The organism is Roseovarius sp. B08 (assembly GCF_051417955.1).
In the GTDB taxonomy this organism is placed as follows: Bacteria; Pseudomonadota; Alphaproteobacteria; order Rhodobacterales; family Rhodobacteraceae; genus Roseovarius.
Map to the genome: position 1 here is coordinate 3,764,122 of NZ_JBPRLW010000001.1, position 16,782 is coordinate 3,780,903.

Here is a 16,782-nt window from a genome sequence, read left to right on the forward strand (position 1 = left end):
AATAAAAACCCCCAGCCGGAACTGAGGGGGGCTAACGGCCTTGCCGCTTCGCGTTGATGGTGGTTAGTTAGCGTGTAGATCCAAGATTGTCAAGGTGAACCTCATTCCAGTTAGCGCAGCTTTTTACATTGATGGGTTTAATTTGTACCATGGCATCAAGGACTTGGGCAAAGATCACCTGAAGTGGATTAATTATTGGAAATTGGCCCAATTACTGATTCCTCAAGTTAGCGAAGAGTTGGTAAAAGTTGTCTACTGCACCGCGTATTACCCCGATGACGAGGCAAAAAAAGAACGCCACAGAAGGTTTCTGAATGTACAGGAACGTTGTGGAGTTACAGTCAAGAAAGGCCACTACGCGCATGAGAGACGCGATTGCGGCCATTGCGGTGGCCATTGGTGGCATCCAACCGAAAAACAAGGCGATATAAATGTCGCCATCAACATGATTAGAGATGCCGGTTTAGGTACCTTTGAACACGGATATTTGTTGACCTCAGACTCAGACCAAGCAGCTACCGCAAAGATGATAAGGGAAGAGCTTCCCGATATTAAGCTTACGACTGTACGCCCACCATCAAAAAACTTCTCAAAGCACATAATGGAATTCGCGCACAATAAGATGTCAATAAAAGAAGGGCACCTGGAACGCTGCGTGTTGCCAGCTAGGATACCTACCCGTGTAGGAGCAGTTCAAAGACCTGCTGAGTATGATCCGCCTCCTGGCTGGATTCACCCGGACGCTAAGTAACAACCCACACCCGCCCCTAGCGCCGCCCCACGAATCCGACGCTTATTTCTCAGGGAGCACCCTACGACAGCCCCCAGCATCGACCTTAAGTCAGACCCGATGATGGTAAAAATGATGGGACAGAGCACGGAGCATACCGGTTTATCGTTTAATTTCAAGTACCTGAAGGGATGTTTTGGTAGCGGAGGAGGGACTTGAACCCCCGACACGCGGATTATGATTCCGCTGCTCTAACCACCTGAGCTACTCCGCCAAACCGTGGCGCTAGTTAAGACAGGTGCACCAAGGCGTCAAGACCGGAATCGCCCGATTTCCAACTTGCAGCGGCCCGCGCTCCGGCGCAGTCTGCGCGCCATGACGACAGACACCGCTGCCCTGCTCACCGACCTGCGCCGCGCCCTGGGCGAGACCTATGTGCTGACCGGCGACGCCACCATGCCCTTCCGCACCGACTGGATGGGCGACACGCGCCCCGAACCGCTGGCCGTGCTGCGCGCCCCGCGGATACCGGCGAGGTGTCGCAGGCGATGCAATGCGCCGCGCGCCACGGGACCCCCGTCGTGCCGATCTCCGGCAACACCGGGCTGACCCATGGCACCGACGCGGGCGGCGCACTGCTCCTGTCGCTCGACCGGTTCGACACCATCCGCGAGATCCGTCCCGACGCCCGCGTCGCCGTGGTCGAGGCGGGGGTGATCCTGTCGACCCTGCACGAGGCCGCCGATGCCCATGACCTGATCTTTCCGTTGACCTTCGGCGCGCGCGGCTCGGCCATGATCGGCGGCGCGCTTTCCACCAACGCGGGTGGCTCGAATGTGGTGCGGTACGGCTCCACCCGCGGCCTCTGCCTCGGGATCGAGGCGGTACTGGCCGATGGCCGCGTACTCGACCTGATGAGCGCGGTGCACAAGGACAATTCCGGCTACGACCTGCGCGACCTCCTGATCGGCGCCGAAGGCACTTTGGGCATCATCACCGCCGCCGTCCTGAAACTCGCGCCCAGGCCCCGCGCCTATGTCAGCGCCATGGCCGCCTGCCCCTCGATCGACGCGGCGCTCAGGCTGCTGCACCGCCTTCAGGCCGAAACCGCCAATTCGGTCGAGGCGTTCGAACTGATGCCCGGCAATTACATCGACGCTCATCTCACCCGCCACCCCGACGCCCGTGCGCCCTTCGAGGGCCGCCACGACGTCAACATCTTCCTCGAACTCGGCGCGCTGTCCGCCCGCGACGCCGCACCCGACGCAACCGGCGCCGTGCCCATGGCCAGCCACCTCGAAACTGTCCTCGCCGACATGCTGGAGGCCGGCGACATCCTCGACGCCACCGTGGCACAAAACGCCGCCCAGCGGTCCGAGATGTGGGCAAGACGCGAGGCCGCCGCCGAGCTCACGCGCCTGCATTCGCCCGTCGTCGACAACGATATCGCCGTGCCGCTCGACCGCATGGCTGACCTCATCGCCGGGATCGAGTCCGCGACACGCGCCATCGACCCCGGGATCCGCTTCCTGCATGTCGCCCATCTCGGCGACGGCAACCTGCATTTCTCCGGCTGGCCCTCCACCGGCGACACCAACACCCACGCCGCCATCGTCCGCGCGGTCGAGGATGTGGCGGTCTCGCTCGGCGGATCGTTTTCGGCGGAACATGGCGTCGGTCTGTCCAAGCGCCCCGCCATGGCCCGCCACAAGGAACCGGTGGCGCTCGATGTCATGCGCCGCATCAAGGCCGCGCTCGACCCGCAGAACATCCTCAATCCTGGCAAGGTCCTGCCTCCGTCCGAAGGCTGATCCGGCACAGGCGATGCGGACAACCTGGTACACATCCGGTACAAATGCACGCCAAGTCACCGCTTGACGCCTAAAATTTACGCATTTTTTGGATCATATTTGGTACACACATAAAGCCGCCGGAAAAATTTCCGCCACAATCATAGGTAGATAATTTTACATCTCGGCAAACTCCGGCTGTGAAACGCGCCCCGCAGGATTCCGGATTTTACGACAAAATTTCAAAACCTTATCCCGCCTCGCCCGCCGGGGCCCCATTGCCGACTCCTTCGGGCATCGCTGAGACCGTGCTCTTTTCTGCGCGTCAACAGCTCCAAAAAAACGTTTGGCGGAACGCCCTCGACCCGCTTCAGTAATGGCGTCGCCGGAATCGAAGCGTACGGGACTGCGCACTCCGGCCAACACGGAGGTTAAAAGAAAAATGGAAGAACAACTCGCGGAACTTGCGGCCCAGGTGGCCGCGATCGAGGCGAAGGGGAACCTGACAAACACCATGTTCGCGGAGACGTATTACTACCTCTCCATTCCCCTCATGATCATCATCCACGCAGGCTTCCTGGCCTATGAAATGGGCGCCTCGCGCGCCAAGAACGCGCTGTCGTCGGGGGTCAAGAACATCCTCGCCATCGCGTTCGTCATCCCGGCCTTCTACTTCTTTGGCTGGTGGGTCTACTGGGGCTTCCCCACGGGCTTCTCGCTCTCCGAGGGCCCGAACGGCATTTCCGGCGCGGGCTATGCCAACGCCATCGCCTGGCCCTGGGGCGAGTCGGCGGCCTATATGGGCCCCAACACCGAGGACCAGATCGACGGCGTCTTCTGGGGCGCGTTCACGCTCTTTGCCGCCACCACCGCCTCGATCATGTCTGGTGCCGTGATCGAACGCATCCAGACCGTGGGCTTCGTCATCCTCGCCATCATCCTCGGCGGCTTCAGCTGGACGCTCGCGGCGGCCTGGGGCTGGCACGCGGATGGCTGGCTGGTGCAGAACTGGGGCGTGCACGACTTCGGCGCGGCAGGCCTGGTGCACGCGGTCGCGGCCTTCTTCGCGCTCGGCGTGCTGATCAACCTCGGCCCGCGCATCGGCAAGTTCAACCCCGACGGCACGGCCAACCACCTTGCAGGCCACAACATGCCCTTCACGGCGACCGGCCTGATGCTCATCGTCGTGGGCTTCTGGGGCTTTCTCATGGCTTGCCTCGTCGTCGGTGGCGAAGCGTGGTCCTGGGGCGGCAACTTCACCACGATCTACGGCACGCCCACCAACCTCGGGGCACTCAGCTTCAACATCCTGATGGGTGTCGCCGGCGGCATCATCGGCGCATGGCTCTTCACCCGCGATCCGTTCTGGATGATGTCCGGCGCACTGGCGGGTCTCATCTCGGTGGCCTCGGGTCTCGACATCTACTTTCCGTCGCTGACCTTCATCATCGCCATCGTCGCGGGCATCATGCTGAAACCTGCCGCCACGATCCTGGAGAACATGGGGATCGACGACGCCGTGGGTGCCGTCACCGTGCACGGCACGATGGGCGTCTTCGGCATGCTGATGCTGGGCATCTTCGCATCCGGCTACCCCGCCCTCATCGGTGAAGGCGCCCCGACGGTCAGCTTCATCGGCCAGCTTGTCGGCATCGTCGTTTTCGTGGCGATCGGCTTCAGCACCGGCTATGTCAGCTCGCTCATCCTGAAAATGGTGGGCATGCTGCGCGTGCCCGAGGCGGCCGAAATCGCGGGTCTGGACACGGTCAAGGTACCGGCACAGGCCTATCCCGAAGGCATCATGGCGTCGCCCCCGGCGTCGCAGTAACGAAAGGAAAGAACCATGGGATTTCCCTTTGAAAACGCAACCTGGGACGGCGTCAGCGGCGTGATCTTCGTCGGCGGCGCCGGCGGCCACACGCTGGTCTACAGCCTGATCGCCATCGGCATCTGTATCGCCGCCCTGCTCTTTGGCAACGGCATCGAGGCCACCAAGTACAAAAAACACAAGTAAGCGCACACCGCTGACTTGCAGCGCCCCGCGGTTCCGCCGCGGGGCGTTCGCGTTGACCCAAGAAGTAAAATCGCCGTGAAATGCCGCGAATGTCGCCTCTTCATCGTACGCCGGATGCTACCGGTGAAAACATGAAACGCCCCATGCTCGCCCTCGCCCTCTGTCTTGCCGCTGGTCCGGCCATGGCCTGTGGCACCGAAACCGATTGCCCGCTCGGCGACCGCATGTATCGCATCCACCTGCCACAGGGGCATGACGGCACCACGCCCCTGGGCGCGCTGGTCTTTGCCCACGGTTACAAGGGCTCGGCAGCGGGCACCATGCGCAACGGCGCGCTTCGGGCCATGGCCGACCAATTGGGCATCGCGCTCGTGGCGGCCAACGCCAAGGGCGACGACTGGCTGCTGCCCAACGCGCCCGCCGGCAAGGTCTCCTCTCCCGATACGGCGCTCGCCTATTTCGACGCCCTGCGCGACGATATCGTGGCTACTCACGCCGTCGACCCCGGCCGCATCGTCATGAGCGGCTTTTCCGCCGGGGGCATGGTGACCTGGACATTGGCCTGCCACCGGCCTGCCGACTATGCCGGCTTCATTCCCGTCGCCGGCACCTTCTGGGCGCCCTCGCCCGTGACCTGCAAGATGCCGCCCGCCGATATTGTCCACATCCACGGCACCTCGGACCGGATCGTGCCGCTGGCGGGCCGTCCCATCGGCGACACCCGGCAAGGCGATGTCGACACCGTACTCGCCATGTACCGCAAAACAGGCGGGCACGCCCCATCCCAGGCCCCCGCCCTGGATGACGGCCTGACCTGTCAGGCGTGGACCGCCCCCAACGACACAAGCCTGCTCAAATGCCTGCATCCCGGCGCGCATCGCTTTCGCACCGAATGGCTCGCCGCCGCGTGGAACCTGATCCTGTCCGACTGAGGGCGGTCTTTACTCCCCGCACCGCGCCGCTACGTCCCCGAGGGACAGCGACACGAGGATCCGCATGAGCACTCACATCACCATTTTCGGCGCCACTTCCGGCATCGGCCAATGCGCCGTCGACGAGGCGCTGCGCCGTGATCACACGGTCCGGGCCTTCGCCCGCTCCGCCGGCGACATGGCCTCCCGCCCGGGGCTGGAACCGTATCCCGGCGACGCGCTCGACCCCGCCAGCGTGGCCGGGGCGCTCAAGGGCACCGACGCGGTAATCTACGCGCTCGGGATCAAGGAAAGCGTCTCGATGCTCTGGAAAGAGGTCACGCTGTTCTCGAAAACCACCCGCATCCTCCTCGACGCCATGCAGACGGCGGGGGTCACGCGTCTCGTCGCCGTCACCGGCTTCGGTGCAGGCCGCAGCCGCGAGGCCATGAGCAGCCTTGAGATCTTCGGGCACAAGGCCATCCTCGGCAAGCCTTACGCCGACAAGGACCGACAGGAGACGCTAATCATGGACAGTCCCCTCGACTGGACCATCGCGCGCCCCGTCATCCTCACGAAAAGCACCCGCACCGGCAGCTACAACGTGTTGCGCGAGCCCAAGGCGTGGCGCAACGGCCTCATCTCGCGTGCCGACACCGCCTGCTACCTGATCGACGCTGTCGAGAACGGTCTCGACATCCGCGCCGACGTCGTGCTCGCCCGGTGAACTCGCACGATACCGACATCGAAAGCGCGGTAATCTTGAATGGTACCCGTCCTCAGCGGTCCCGTATCGCCCGGAACGCCGCCGACGCGCCCCAACCCGCCGCGATGGCGATGGCCAGCGACATCAGCCCGTAGATCAGCGGCTGTTCCCGCGACAGGGTGAAGATCCACCGTTCAAGCCCAACTTTCTGCACCCCGATGGCCGTCTCGTAGGTCGACACGACCTCCCCGCCCCGGGTCAGAAAGATCCGCGTCGTATAGGCCCCTTCCGTCAGGTTCGCCGGCATCGCGATGGAGGTGCGGAACAGGGTCTGCTCGTCCAGCGACACCGCGCCTTCCTGCAGGCTGTAAGCGCCGTTTGCCTTGCGGATCCGGATGATCGCCTCGGTAAAGGCCTGCGGATCGACTGTCGCACTGGCCGTCCCTACCGACCGGATCGCCCGCGGGATCGAGACGCTGTGCCTCAGGTCCTCGACATTCGACAGCACCTTGTCCAGCGGCCCGGTCGTGGCGATGGCATAGAAGGACGGCGCCCGGTCCACCTCGACCGAGTCGGTGTTCACCCAGATGCCGAACCGCCGCTCCTTGCGTCGCACCACCACGGGCTTGCTCGGCCCCGCCACGGCCACGATCACGTCCAGCGGCTCCTCGGGGATCTTCGCCTCGCGCTTGACCGCCCCGAAAACCAGGATTTCCGAGCCGTCAAAGGTTGCCGTGATCGCCACCTTGTCCCGGCTCAGGCCCAGCACGACCTCCTCGGCCATCAGCGGCCCGGCCATGAAAACAAGGGCAATCAGCCAGCGCATCAATGACCCTCCGCCGCGCCGATGGAATACAGCTCCGAGGGCATGATCAAAAGGTCCAGCGCCAGCTTGAAGCACACCGCCAGCACCATCAGGGCCAGCAGGATGCGCAGTTGCTCGGCCTTCATCCGCGTGCCGATCGTCGTCCCGATCTGCGCCCCGATCACGCCCCCGATCAGCAGCAACACCGCCAGCGCCACATCCACGGTAAAGTTCGTCGTGGCGTGCAGCAGCGTGGTGAAGGCCGTCACGAAGATGATCTGGAACAGCGATGTGCCCACGACCACCTTGGTGGGCATGCCCAGCAAATAGATCATTGCGGGCACCATGATGAACCCGCCGCCCACGCCCATGATCGCGGCCAGGATACCCACGCAAATGCCCACGATCACCGGGGGGATCACACTGATATAAAGCCCGCTCGTGCGGAACCGCATCTTGAACGGCAGCTTCTGAATCCAGGTGTGTTTCTTGCGCGCCGCGGGCTTGCCCGACTTGCTGCGCCGGATCGCCCGCAGGCTCTCAAAGAACATCATCCCGCCGATGATGCCCAGGAACACCACGTAGCACAGCCGCACCAGCAGGTCGACCTGGCCCAGCGAGCGCAGGTAGTTGAACACCACGACACCCAGCGCGGCCCCTATAAGCCCGCCGATCAGCAGCACCGTGCCCATTCGGAGATCGACGGTCTTTCGCCTCAGATGCGCCAGCACGCCGGAGAACGACGACGCGACGATCTGGTTGGCTTCCGTGGCCACCGCCACAGCGGGCGGGATGCCGATGAAAAACAGCAGCGGCGTCATCAGAAACCCGCCGCCCACTCCGAACATGCCCGACAGCACACCGACCAACCCGCCCAGCCCCAAAAGCAGGAACGCGTTGACCGAAACCTCGGCGATGGGAAGGTAGATCTGCATAACCCGTGTTAGCCCCGGCTCAGGGCTTTTTGCAAGTGCGGCATCGGCTTTGCCGGCTCAGGTCTGATCAATTTATGTGAACTGGCCTTACGAAGTGTGAACGCATCGGTCCATGTCTCTCCGTTTCAAAAATTTTTGAGACAACCGAGGCAGTTAGCGCTCTTTCACGTAAGGTACCCCGCCCGATTTCGGCGGAATCGCCTTGCCCACGAACCCAGCCAGGATCACCACCGTCAGGATATACGGCGCCGCATCCATCAGCTGCGTCGGAACCGCGATACCGCCCAGCTCCAGCGTCTGGTATCGCAGCGCCACCGCCTGCAACAACCCGAACAGGAGCGTCGCCCACAGCGCATACCACGGTCGCCACTTGGCAAAGATCAGCGCCGCCAGCGCGATATATCCGCGCCCCGCCGTCATGTCCTTGACGAACCCGGCCTGCAATGCGGTCGACAGGTACGCCCCCGCCACCCCGCACAGCACGCCACAGATCGCCAGCGCCGCGAACCGCATCCCGGGCACGCTGATGCCCGCCGTGTCCACCGCCTCGGGGTTCTCGCCCACCGCCCGCAAACGCAGCCCGAACCGCGTGCGATACAGCACCCACCAACTGACCGGCACACACAGAAAAGCAAGGTAAACCAGTATCGTATGCCCCGACACCAGCTCGCCATAGACCGGCCCCAGACTGTCCGCAAAAGGCAGGTCGATCGGCACGAACCGCGCCCCTGACCCCAGCGACGGCGTCCGCCCCGCCTCCTGGAACCAGTCCGCCGCGATCAGCACCGTCAGCCCCGCCGCCAGGAAATTGATCGCCACGCCCGAGATCAGCTGGTTGCCCCGGAACGTGATGCTGGCCAGCCCGTGCAACCCCGACAGCAGCATCGACGCCCCGATCCCCGCCAGCAGCCCCACCCAGGCCGACCCCGACACATAGGCGACGGCGGCCGAAAAGAACGCCGCGATCAGCATCTTGCCTTCCAGCCCGATGTCGAAGATCCCCGCCCTTTCGCTGAACAGCCCCGCAAGGCACGCCAGCAACAGCGGTATGGCCAGCCGCACCGTGCTGTCGAGAACTTGCAGAAGGGTCAGGAACTCCATGCAGTCAACTCTCCGACGTGGCCATCTTGTAGGCGGCAAAAGTGAAGAAGCTGCCCAACCCCGCCTCGATCCACCGCCGTCCGCCGGCATAGGCCGCGCGGATGGGGCCCGAGGACAGGAACAGCGCCCAAGCCGCGTGCATGGTGAAACTGATCACGAAGGCCCCCGCGACGAAGGCGGCAATTACCGTCCCCGGCGCACCCTCCACCGCGCCCACCGCCGCGATGGCCAGCCAGAAGACGATCGCCTTGGGGTTTGTCACCTGCAACGCGTAGCCCTGCGCAAACAGTTTCGCATGCGCCTGCTTCGGCGTCTTCATCACCGCCACTTTTGGCGGGTTCAGCGCCTTCTTGAACGCGCCAAAGGCCAGCCACACCAGATAGGCCGCGCCCACCAGCTTCAAAAGGCTCATCGCCCACGCCGCCTGCGACAGGATCAGCCCCACGCCCAGCATGGTCAGGATGTTGATCGTCATGCTACCCGTGGCGATCCCCGCGCAGGTCACCAGTGCCGGCCCCCGCCCCTGGTTGGTCGAGATGCCCAGCAGCATCGCCACCGCCGGGCCGGGCGAGGATGCCCCAACCAGCAGGATGGCATAGGCGGCGACAAAGCCGGGAAGGTAAGGCGCGAACTCGATCATGGTTTGAGGCTCCGGAAAGGTGTGACGCTCGCAGGGTGCCACACACCGCGGCGCGTCACGACGCAAAACACTTCGCTCCGGACCAAACCATGCTTGCTCATGCCTTCCGCCTCCGCCGCATCGCGCCATACGCCCTTTCCATCGGCATCCGCACCATGTTGTCCAGCGCGCCGGTGAACAGGATCACCAGCGCCTGTATGACCACGATCAACTCCCGCGGTATCGACGTCCATAGGCCCAGTTCGCCGCCGCCCTGGTACAGGAACCCGAACAGGATCGCCGCCAAAAACACCCCCAACGGATGGTTCCGCCCCATCAGCGCCACCGCAATCCCGATAAAACCCGCGCCCTCGGTCGGGTTCAAAAGCAACCGTTCCGCCTCGCCCATCACCACGTTCACCGCCATCAGCCCGGCCAGCCCGCCCGAGATCAGCATGGCCACCACGACGATCCTGACCGGCCCGATCCCGGCATAGCGCGAGGCTGTCTGCGAATACCCCAGCGCCCGGATCTCGTATCCCAGCCGCGTCCGCCAGATCAGCAGCCAGACGAAAACGCACGCCAGCACCGCCACGAACAGGCTGATATTCACCGGCGCCGCCTTGGAAAACGAAATGCCAAAGGGCGCCAGCATGTCGTGCAGCGTGGGCAAAGTGGCCCCTTCCGGGAACCGCGCCGTGGCGGACTCGACCGATCCCGTCGGGCGCAACATCCCACCCAGCAGGTAGTTCAGAAGTGCCGCCGCAATGAGGTTGAACATGATCGTCGTGATCACGATATGACTGCCCCGCGTCGCCTGCAACCAGGCCGGAATGAGCGCCCAAAGCGCTCCGAACATCGCGCCGCCCACTAGCGCCGCAGGCAAGGCCAGCGCCCAGTGTGGCCACGGCAGCGCAAGGCACACCAGTGCCACGCCAAGGCCCCCCAGCATCGCCTGCCCCTCGGCCCCGATATTGAACATCCCCGCATGGCTCGCCACGGCAAAGGCAAGGCCGGTGAACATGAACGTGGTCGCGTAATAAAGCGTATAGCCCCACCCATAGGTCGACCCGAACGCCCCCGTGATCATGATCCGCAGCGCCTCGACCGGGCTTTCCCCGATACCAAGGATCACCAGAGCCGACAGGATCGCGGCCAGCAACAGCGACACCAGCGGCACCAGCACCGCGTCGGCCCAGCCCGGCAGCCTATCCATGCCCGCCTCCCTGACCGGCCCTGTGCGCCGTGCCGTGTTCTTCGGCGTGCTCCTGCGCCTGCGCCGCCTGGGCCTCCTGCACGGCGGCGGCGGCATCCTCGGGCCGTCCCTCGATCCCGGCCATCAACAGGCCCAGCTCGGTTTCCTCCGTCTCACCGGGCAGGCGCTCACCCATGATCCGCCCGTCGAACATGACGGCAATCCGGTCGCTCAGCGCCATCACCTCGTCCAGTTCCACGCTCACCAGCAGGATCGCCTTGCCCGCATCCCGCAGCGCGATGATCTGCTGGTGGATGAACTCGATCGCCCCGATATCCACGCCCCGTGTCGGCTGCCCCACCAACAGCAGGTCCGGGTTCCGCTCGATCTCCCGCGCGAGAACGATCTTCTGCTGGTTCCCGCCGCTGAAATGCCTGGCCGACAGCTTCGCGTCGCGCGGACGCACGTCGAATCGCTCCATCTTCGCCGCCGCCTCGGTCAGGATACCGGCATTGTCCATCAGCAGACCGCCCCCCGTGGCCGGATCCCGGTGATACCCGAAAACGCTGTTTTCCCACGCGGAAAAAGCCATGATCAGCCCCTCACGCTGCCTGTCCTCGGGCACATGCCCCACCCCCGCCTCGCGCCGCGCCTTGCCGTCAGTACCCGCGCCGCTGAGCGGCAGATCCACGCCGTTCACCGTCACCCGGCCCGTCGCGGGCCGCATGCCGCCCAGAATCTCCAGCAGTTCCGACTGCCCGTTCCCGGCCACCCCGGCCAGCCCCACGATCTCGCCCTTGCGCACCTGCAAATCGATCCCGCGCAGCCGCTCCACCCCCTGCCCGTCGACCACGTGCAGATTCTCGACCTCCAGCACCACGTCGCCGGGGCGTGCGGCCTCCTTCTCGACACGCAACAGCACCTTGCGCCCCACCATCAACTCGGCCAGCTCTTCCGGCCCCGTCTCGGCGGTCCTGACCGTCGCCACCATCTCGCCCCGGCGCATCACGCTTACCTCATCGGTGATCTCCATGATCTCGCGCAGCTTGTGAGTGATGAGGATGATCGTCTTCCCCTCGTTCCTCAAACGCGCCAGGATGCGAAACAGCTGATCCGCCTCGGCAGGCGTCAGCACCCCCGTCGGCTCGTCCAGGATCAGGATATCCGCTTGCCGGTAAAGCGCCTTCAGGATCTCGACCCGCTGCTGCATCCCCACGCCGATATCCTCGATCAGCGCGTCGGGCGTCACGTTCAATTCGTATTCCTGCGCCAGCGCCGCCAGTTCGCGCCGTGCCTTGGCCAGGCTCGGCCGCAGCAGCGCGCCATCCTCGGCCCCTAGGATCACGTTTTCCAGCACGGTGAAATTCTCCACCAGCTTGAAATGCTGGAACACCATGCCGATGCCCGCCGCAATCGCAGCCTGGCTGTCGGGGATGCGGGTCTCCCGCCCCTTGATGAAAATTCGGCCGGAGTCGGCCTTGTAGAACCCGTAAAGGATCGACATAAGCGTCGACTTGCCCGCACCGTTCTCGCCGATGATCCCGTGAATGGTGCCGGGGGCCACCTTGATCGAGATATCCCTGTTGGCCTGCACCGGCCCGAAGGCCTTGGAAATACCCTGCAACTCGATTGCCGGCGCTACGCTCATGCGCCCGTCCCCTTGAAGCCTACGACCCGGGTAAGGCGTTGGTCCCCGTCCATCTCGATCACGAACTGCCCCAACTGGATATGACCGTCGGCCATGATGAACTCCACGGTCGCGCGTGTGATGCTGTCGCGGGTTTCCATGCTGGCGATCTGCACGATCGCGCCGGGGGCCATGGCCGAGTATTGCCCGACATATTCCATCACCGCCGCAGGCCCGACCAACGCCTCGTCCAGCCTCGGGTCGGCATACCGCACGCCCGTCGCCAGCACGTCGTTCAGTACGGCCATCCGCGCCTCCGCGTCGCCGTCGCCCCAGGCGTTGAAGAACCGTCTGACACTGTCACTCATGGCGGTCTCCGGCAGGGGCCGGGCCACCCTCGCAGCCCGGCGGCAAGTCCTTACGACGCCGGACAGGTATTGTCGGACATGTAGTCGTGCACCTCCAGCTCGCCATTCGCGATCTGCTCGGCGGCGGCGTCCACGGCCTCTTTCATCTCGGCCGTGACAAGGTCCTCGTTATGCTCGTCCAGCGCATAGGCCACCCCGTCATTCGACAAGCCCATCACGTTCACCCCGGTCTCCAGGTCCTCACCCGCCATCATTGCGTCATACACGGCGTTGTCCACGCGCTTGACCATCGAGGTCAGCACATGACCCGGATGCAGGTAGTTCTGGTTGCTATCCACGCCGATGCCCAGCACGTCCTCGTCGGCGGCGGTCTGCAACACGCCCGTGCCGGTGCCCCCCGCCGCGTGATAGATCACGTCCGCCCCTTGGCTGATCTGCGCCTTGGTCAGTTCCGAGCCCTTCACCGGGTCGTTCCACGCCGCCGGCGTCGTGCCGGTCATGTTCTGGATCACGGTCGCGTCCGGGTTGGCCGCCTTCACGCCCTGCACGTAACCGCAGGCGAACTTGCGGATCAACGGAATATCCATGCCGCCGATAAAGCCGACCGTGCCGGACTCGCTCGCCATCGCCGCCATCATCCCCACCAGGTAGCTGCCCTCGTGCTCGTTGAAGACTACCGAGCGCACGTTGGGCTCTTCGACCACCATGTCGATGATGGCGAACTTGGTGTCGGGATAATCCGGCGCCACCTCGCCCAGGATGTCGCCAAAGGCAAAGCCCACCATCACGATCGGGTTGTTGCCGTTCTCGGCAAAGCGACGCAGGGCCTGCTCCCGCTGCGCCTCGGATTGCAGCTCGACCTCGTTGTAGCTGCCGCCGGTTTCCTCGGCCCAGCGCGATGCACCGTTATAGGCGCTTTCGTTGAACGATTTGTCGAACTTGCCGCCAAGATCGTAGATCAACGCCGGGTCGGCCAGTGCGCCGGCGGCCGACAGCGCCAGCGTCGCCGCTGCGCCCAAAAGGTTCTTCATCAGTGTCATGCGTCTCTCCCTGAGGTGCGGGGGCTGTGCGCGGCTGACCGGAAGGGTTGAATCACGCCCGCCCCCTTTTTGATTTCGGCAAGTAGGCCGCAACTGGCGGCGTGGGTCAAGGTGGTGCGCAGCCTGCCGCAAGGTAAGCCCTGCGCCGCCCCACGAAAGCCGCACGAGACTATACGCAACCGCCGTCCCGGACCTGATCCGGGACCTCCTGACACAATCGCACGACCTGACTGCGTAGGGTGGGTGAAAACCCACGCGCCCCCTAAACCTTCAAATCCAACGCCGCCTGCAACAACGTCTTGGCATACTCCGTCTTGGGGTTGTTGAAGATCTCCTCGGACGCCCCGTATTCCACGATGTCGCCCTGCTTCATCACCACCACCTTGTGGCTCATTGCCCGCACCACGGCCAGGTCGTGGCTGATGAAGAGATACGTCAGCCCGTACTTCACCTGCAACCGGCGCAAGAGGTCCACGATCTGCACCTGCACCGTCATGTCCAGGGCACTCGTCGGCTCGTCCAGCACCACCAGCTTGGGCCGCAGGATCATCGCGCGGGCGATGGCGATCCGCTGCCGCTGCCCGCCGGAGAACTCGTGCGGATAGCGGTCCATCGTCTCGGGGTTCAGCTCGACCTCGCGCATCACCTCGGCCACCAGTTCGCGCACCGGCCGCCCGTCGGGGTTGCCATGCACACCCAGCCCCTCGGCGATGATCTGTTCACAGGTCATCCGCGGGCTCAGGCTGCCCACCGGATCCTGGAACACGATCTGGATGTCCGAGCGTTTGCGGCGCAGCTTGCGGGTGGACCACTCGCGCATGTCCTCGCCCTCGAACCTCATCTCGCCTTCGGACTCGATCAGCCGCATCAGCGCCAGCGCCAGCGTGGTCTTGCCCGACCCGCTTTCGCCCACGATGCCCAGCGTCTCACCGCGGCGCACCTCTATATCGGCCTCGTTCACCGCCTTCACATGGCCCACCGTCCGCTTCAGCAACCCCTTCTGGATCGGGAACCAGATGCGCAGCCCATGCGTCTCGACCAGCGTCTCGGCCCCCTCCGGCACCGGCTCGGGGACGCCCGACGGCGCGGCCCCCAGCAGCTTCTTGGTATAGGCGTGCTGCGGGTTGCCGAAAATCTCCTCGGTGGGGCCGGTCTCGACGATCTCGCCGTCCTTCATCACGCAGACCCGGTCGGCGATCCGCTCTACCACGCCAAGGTCATGGGTGATGAAGAGAAGCCCCATATCCTCCTCGCGCTTCAACTCCGCCAGCAACTCCAGGATCTGCGCCTGAATGGTCACGTCCAGCGCCGTTGTCGGCTCGTCCGCGATCAGGACGTCAGGCTTGTTCGACAGCGCCATGGCGATCATCACCCGCTGCCTTTGCCCGCCCGACAATTGGTGCGGATACGCCCCCAGCCGGCTCTCGGGGTCGCGGATACCGACGCGATTGAGCAGCTCCAGGATACGCTCCCGCACCGCCGCACCGCGCAGCCCCTGGTGCAGCTCGATCGACTCGGTCAGCTGCTTTTCCAGCGTGTGCAGCGGGTTCAGGCTGGTCATCGGCTCCTGGAAGATGAAGCTGATGTCGTTGCCCCGCACCTTGCGCAGCAACTTGTCATTCGCCCCGATCATCTGCTGCCCGTCATAGGTGACGCTGCCCTCGACGATTGCACTTTCCCCCAGCAGCGACACGGTGCTCAGCGCCGTCACCGACTTGCCCGACCCGCTTTCGCCCACCAGCGCCACGGTCTCGCCCCGGTCCACGCTGAACGACACGCCCCGCACGGCCTGCGTCACCGCGCCATCCTGGCGGAAGCCCACCTTCAGGTCTTTGACTTCAAGCAGGCTCATTGAAAGGTCTTCCGTGGGTCGAACGCATCGCGCACGCCTTCAAAGATGAAGACCAGCAGCGACAGCATGATCGCGAAGGTGAAGAACGCGGTAAAGGCCAGCCACGGCGCCTGCAGGTTCTGCTTGGCCTGAAGCGTCAGCTCACCAAGGCTCGGCGCCCCCGACGGCAGGCCATACCCAAGGAAGTCCAGCGTCGCCAGCAAGCTGATCGTGCCGGTTATGATGAACGGCAGAAAGGTCAGCGTCGCCACCATCGCATTGGGCAGCATGTGTCGGAACATGATCTTCATGTTGCCCACGCCCAGCGCCTTGGCCGCGCGCACGTACTCGAAATTGCGCGCCCGCAGGAACTCCGCCCGCACCACGCCCACCAGCGCCATCCACCCGAACGCCACCATGATCCCGACCAGCAGCCAGAACCCCCTCGGCAGGATCGAGAACAGGATGATGATCACGTAAAGCTGCGGCGTCGACGCCCAGATCTCGATGAACCTCTGAAAGAACAGGTCGATCCGCCCGCCGAAATACCCTTGCACGGCCCCCGCCACGACCCCGATCACGGACGAAAAGAACGTCACCACCAGCGTGAACATCACCGCCAGCCGGAAGCCGTAGATCACGATCGCCAGCACGTCCCGCTTGGTCCCGTCCGTACCCAGCAGGTTCTGCTCGTTCGGCGGCAGCGGCGCTGCCCCGGGGCGGTCCACCGGCGTGTCGTGGCTGTAGGGGATAAGCGGCCAGAGCGTCCAGCCTTTCTCGATCTGCTCACCCATCACCTCGCCGTCCTGCGCGTCCTCGATGACCCCCTCGGGATCGTCGAAACAATCCTCCAACCCGCCCGACACGATCAGGCACTCGACCTCCGGGTCGGCATAGACCGCCTCGGTGCGGAAATCCCCGCCGAACGCCGTCTCGGGATAGAACTTGAAGATCGGCATGTAATAGCCGTCCCGGTACTTCACCAACAGCGGCTTGTCATTGGCCACGAACTCGGCGGGCAGGGTAATCACGCACAGCAGCGCAAAGATGATCAGCGACCAGAACGCCCGCTTGTTGCGCTTGAAATTGCGCCAGCGACGTTGGTTCAGG

The 16,782-nt window shown here is 64.2% G+C and carries 17 protein-coding genes and 1 tRNA gene; 7 read left to right on the forward strand and 11 right to left on the reverse strand.

Annotated features, from left to right (window positions below):
- Nucleotides 1-94: 94 nt before the first annotated feature.
- Entirely contained in the window at nt 95-751 is a 657-nt protein-coding gene (locus ACSQ76_RS19140; protein WP_437157812.1) for an NYN domain-containing protein, read from the forward strand.
- Nucleotides 752-927: 176 nt separating this feature from the next.
- Here the strand turns inward: ACSQ76_RS19140 and ACSQ76_RS19145 are convergent.
- Nucleotides 928-1,004, reverse strand: a tRNA-Met gene (locus ACSQ76_RS19145).
- A 101-nt stretch (nt 1,005-1,105) separates the two neighbouring features.
- On the opposite strand from ACSQ76_RS19145, the gene ACSQ76_RS19150 reads away from it, so the two are divergent.
- From ACSQ76_RS19150 to ACSQ76_RS19175, 6 genes are all read left to right on the forward strand, one after another.
- A complete protein-coding gene (locus ACSQ76_RS19150) occupies nt 1,106-1,339 on the forward strand; it encodes a hypothetical protein (protein WP_437157813.1) in 234 nt (77 codons plus the stop codon).
- Entirely contained in the window at nt 1,279-2,541 is a 1,263-nt protein-coding gene (locus tag ACSQ76_RS19155) for an FAD-binding oxidoreductase (RefSeq protein ID WP_437157814.1), read from the forward strand. The genes ACSQ76_RS19150 and ACSQ76_RS19155 overlap by 61 nt, the downstream gene beginning before the upstream one ends.
- A gap of 421 nt (nt 2,542-2,962) precedes the next feature.
- Nucleotides 2,963-4,348, forward strand: a complete 1,386-nt coding sequence (locus ACSQ76_RS19160) for an ammonium transporter (protein WP_437157815.1) — start codon at nt 2,963-2,965, stop codon at nt 4,346-4,348.
- A gap of 15 nt (nt 4,349-4,363) precedes the next feature.
- On the forward strand, nt 4,364-4,534 hold the full coding sequence (locus ACSQ76_RS19165) for a hypothetical protein (RefSeq protein WP_306130142.1): 171 nt from the start codon (nt 4,364-4,366) through the stop codon (nt 4,532-4,534).
- A 131-nt stretch (nt 4,535-4,665) separates the two neighbouring features.
- The gene (locus ACSQ76_RS19170) at nt 4,666-5,466 is read left to right on the forward strand and encodes an alpha/beta hydrolase family esterase (protein ID WP_437157816.1); all 801 of its coding nucleotides are present in this window, start codon (nt 4,666-4,668) and stop codon (nt 5,464-5,466) included.
- 64 nt (nt 5,467-5,530) lie between these two features.
- Nucleotides 5,531-6,172 carry an NAD(P)-dependent oxidoreductase gene (locus ACSQ76_RS19175; RefSeq protein ID WP_437157817.1) on the forward strand — a complete coding sequence of 214 codons (642 nt, stop codon included), beginning with the start codon at nt 5,531-5,533 and terminating at the stop codon, nt 6,170-6,172.
- 52 nt (nt 6,173-6,224) lie between these two features.
- Here ACSQ76_RS19175 and ACSQ76_RS19180 read toward each other — a convergent pair whose 3' ends face one another.
- The 10 genes from ACSQ76_RS19180 to ACSQ76_RS19225 all read right to left on the reverse strand — a co-directional run bounded on the left by ACSQ76_RS19180 (nt 6,225) and on the right by ACSQ76_RS19225 (nt 16,781).
- Nucleotides 6,225-6,977, reverse strand: coding sequence for a TIGR02186 family protein (locus ACSQ76_RS19180; RefSeq protein ID WP_306130145.1), 753 nt, complete (start codon nt 6,975-6,977; stop codon nt 6,225-6,227).
- Nucleotides 6,977-7,891, reverse strand: coding sequence for a sulfite exporter TauE/SafE family protein (locus tag ACSQ76_RS19185; protein WP_437157818.1), 915 nt, complete (start codon nt 7,889-7,891; stop codon nt 6,977-6,979). The genes ACSQ76_RS19180 and ACSQ76_RS19185 overlap by 1 nt, the downstream gene beginning before the upstream one ends.
- 153 nt (nt 7,892-8,044) lie before the next feature.
- Entirely contained in the window at nt 8,045-8,992 is a 948-nt protein-coding gene (locus tag ACSQ76_RS19190) for an ABC transporter permease (RefSeq protein ID WP_437157819.1), read from the reverse strand.
- 4 nt (nt 8,993-8,996) lie between these two features.
- Nucleotides 8,997-9,632 carry a LysE family translocator gene (locus tag ACSQ76_RS19195; protein ID WP_437157820.1) on the reverse strand — a complete coding sequence of 212 codons (636 nt, stop codon included), beginning with the start codon at nt 9,630-9,632 and terminating at the stop codon, nt 8,997-8,999.
- Between the two features lie 97 nt (nt 9,633-9,729).
- A complete protein-coding gene (locus ACSQ76_RS19200) occupies nt 9,730-10,827 on the reverse strand; it encodes an ABC transporter permease (RefSeq protein ID WP_437157821.1) in 1,098 nt (365 codons plus the stop codon).
- A complete protein-coding gene (locus ACSQ76_RS19205) occupies nt 10,820-12,454 on the reverse strand; it encodes an ABC transporter ATP-binding protein (protein WP_437157822.1) in 1,635 nt (544 codons plus the stop codon). Before ACSQ76_RS19205 ends, ACSQ76_RS19200 begins: the two co-directional genes overlap by 8 nt.
- Entirely contained in the window at nt 12,451-12,801 is a 351-nt protein-coding gene (locus ACSQ76_RS19210) for a molecular chaperone GroEL (protein ID WP_437157823.1), read from the reverse strand. Before ACSQ76_RS19210 ends, ACSQ76_RS19205 begins: the two co-directional genes overlap by 4 nt.
- A 50-nt stretch (nt 12,802-12,851) precedes the next feature.
- The gene (locus ACSQ76_RS19215) at nt 12,852-13,841 is read right to left on the reverse strand and encodes a BMP family lipoprotein (RefSeq protein ID WP_437157824.1); all 990 of its coding nucleotides are present in this window, start codon (nt 13,839-13,841) and stop codon (nt 12,852-12,854) included.
- A gap of 262 nt (nt 13,842-14,103) precedes the next feature.
- Nucleotides 14,104-15,693 carry an ABC transporter ATP-binding protein gene (locus ACSQ76_RS19220; protein ID WP_437157825.1) on the reverse strand — a complete coding sequence of 530 codons (1,590 nt, stop codon included), beginning with the start codon at nt 15,691-15,693 and terminating at the stop codon, nt 14,104-14,106.
- The gene (locus ACSQ76_RS19225; RefSeq protein ID WP_437158236.1) at nt 15,690-16,781 is read right to left on the reverse strand and encodes an ABC transporter permease; all 1,092 of its coding nucleotides are present in this window, start codon (nt 16,779-16,781) and stop codon (nt 15,690-15,692) included. The genes ACSQ76_RS19220 and ACSQ76_RS19225 overlap by 4 nt, the downstream gene beginning before the upstream one ends.
- Between the last annotated feature and the right edge of the window lies 1 nt (nt 16,782).

What these genes read in the sequence shown, in the direction of transcription:
- ACSQ76_RS19150 (WP_437157813.1), top strand. Translation starts at nt 1,106, where the DNA reads ATGACGACAGACACCGCTGCCCTGCTCACCGACCTGCGCCGCGCCCTG.
- ACSQ76_RS19155 (WP_437157814.1), top strand. Translation starts at nt 1,279, where the DNA reads ATGCAATGCGCCGCGCGCCACGGGACCCCCGTCGTGCCGATCTCCGGC.
- ACSQ76_RS19160 (WP_437157815.1), top strand. Translation starts at nt 2,963, where the DNA reads ATGGAAGAACAACTCGCGGAACTTGCGGCCCAGGTGGCCGCGATCGAG.
- ACSQ76_RS19165 (WP_306130142.1), top strand. Translation starts at nt 4,364, where the DNA reads ATGGGATTTCCCTTTGAAAACGCAACCTGGGACGGCGTCAGCGGCGTG.
- ACSQ76_RS19170 (WP_437157816.1), top strand. Translation starts at nt 4,666, where the DNA reads ATGAAACGCCCCATGCTCGCCCTCGCCCTCTGTCTTGCCGCTGGTCCG.
- ACSQ76_RS19175 (WP_437157817.1), top strand. Translation starts at nt 5,531, where the DNA reads ATGAGCACTCACATCACCATTTTCGGCGCCACTTCCGGCATCGGCCAA.
- ACSQ76_RS19180 (WP_306130145.1), bottom strand. Translation starts at nt 6,977, where the DNA reads ATGCGCTGGCTGATTGCCCTTGTTTTCATGGCCGGGCCGCTGATGGCC.
- ACSQ76_RS19185 (WP_437157818.1), bottom strand. Translation starts at nt 7,891, where the DNA reads ATGCAGATCTACCTTCCCATCGCCGAGGTTTCGGTCAACGCGTTCCTG.
- ACSQ76_RS19190 (WP_437157819.1), bottom strand. Translation starts at nt 8,992, where the DNA reads ATGGAGTTCCTGACCCTTCTGCAAGTTCTCGACAGCACGGTGCGGCTG.
- ACSQ76_RS19195 (WP_437157820.1), bottom strand. Translation starts at nt 9,632, where the DNA reads ATGATCGAGTTCGCGCCTTACCTTCCCGGCTTTGTCGCCGCCTATGCC.
- ACSQ76_RS19200 (WP_437157821.1), bottom strand. Translation starts at nt 10,827, where the DNA reads ATGGATAGGCTGCCGGGCTGGGCCGACGCGGTGCTGGTGCCGCTGGTG.
- ACSQ76_RS19205 (WP_437157822.1), bottom strand. Translation starts at nt 12,454, where the DNA reads ATGAGCGTAGCGCCGGCAATCGAGTTGCAGGGTATTTCCAAGGCCTTC.
- ACSQ76_RS19210 (WP_437157823.1), bottom strand. Translation starts at nt 12,801, where the DNA reads ATGAGTGACAGTGTCAGACGGTTCTTCAACGCCTGGGGCGACGGCGAC.
- ACSQ76_RS19215 (WP_437157824.1), bottom strand. Translation starts at nt 13,841, where the DNA reads ATGACACTGATGAAGAACCTTTTGGGCGCAGCGGCGACGCTGGCGCTG.
- ACSQ76_RS19220 (WP_437157825.1), bottom strand. Translation starts at nt 15,693, where the DNA reads ATGAGCCTGCTTGAAGTCAAAGACCTGAAGGTGGGCTTCCGCCAGGAT.